The organism is Mycobacterium sp. 1465703.0, from assembly GCF_001672975.1.
In the GTDB taxonomy this organism is placed as follows: domain Bacteria; phylum Actinomycetota; class Actinomycetes; order Mycobacteriales; family Mycobacteriaceae; genus Mycobacterium.
Window position 1 is genome coordinate 1 of the sequence record NZ_LZKU01000142.1, and the last position, 891, is coordinate 891.

An 891-nucleotide genomic window follows, 5' to 3' on the forward strand; every position below is an offset into this window, starting at 1 on the left:
CGGCCTGGTCGAGTTCGGTATCGAAGAGTTCGAGGGCCACGTGCCGGCCGGTGTCGAGATCTTCGTCAGAGCTGGTCAGCAGGCCGAGTGAGGCCAGCGTTGCCCGGATCTCGGTCACAGCTGCGCTGCGGTCACCACAGCGCAGCGCGTCGCCGTGTTCGCGGCGCGGACTCGACATACCAAGGGCCCTCCGGGACTAATTGACACGCTCAGATGTGGGCAACAGCTAACCGTATTGTCGCAGACGCTTCGTGAATTCCGGAAAACCCCAGGCCATGCGCGGGGCGCAATGCGACGAATTCGATACAGATCAGCTGAGGTTGGGAACCGCGTCAGAGAGCTCACGCAGTAAGGCTGCCTTGCCCTTCGCGCCGACGATCCGCTTCACCGGCTGCCCGTTTTTGAACAAAATGAGCGTGGGGATGGAGACCACCTGGAAGTTCTGTGCTGTTTCGGGATTGGCGTCGACGTCGAGCTTGGCGACGGTGAGCTGTTCGCCCCGCTCGCTGGCGATCTCTTCGAGGACCGGCGCCACCATCTTGCAGGGGCCGCACCACGTCGCCCAAAAATCAACCAGCACAGGCTTATTGCTGGACAACACGTCGGTTGAAAACGATGCGTCAGAGACTTCTATTGTGGCCCCGGCTTTTTCGGCGTCGGTCATCGTGGTACTCCAATCAATGTGTTGGTACTGCCAGGAAATTCGGTTGCGTCGCCTTGTGCGGCTGCGCTGGTGTCTTCGTGGTGGGCGAGCCAGCGTTCGGCGTCGATGGCCGCCGAGCAGCCACTGCCCGCGGCGGTGATGGCTTGGCGGTAGGTGCGATCGACCAGGTCTCCGCTGGCGAACACCCCATCAATCGAGGTGCTGGTGGTGCGGCCTTGCACCAGCAC

At 62.1% G+C, this 891-nt stretch carries 1 protein-coding gene and 2 pseudogenes; all 3 read right to left on the reverse strand.

Features of this window, described 5'->3' with window-relative positions; genetic code table 11:
• Nucleotides 1-178: pseudogene (locus tag A5625_RS12560) on the reverse strand (N-acetylmuramoyl-L-alanine amidase); the annotation flags it as partial.
• Between the two features lie 132 nt (nucleotides 179-310).
• Nucleotides 311-664, reverse strand: a complete 354-nt coding sequence (trxA, locus tag A5625_RS12565; protein WP_066993755.1) for a thioredoxin — start codon at nucleotides 662-664, stop codon at nucleotides 311-313.
• Nucleotides 661-891, reverse strand: a pseudogene (locus A5625_RS12570) (thioredoxin-disulfide reductase); the annotation flags it as partial. The pseudogene A5625_RS12570 and the gene trxA, both read right to left, overlap by 4 nt.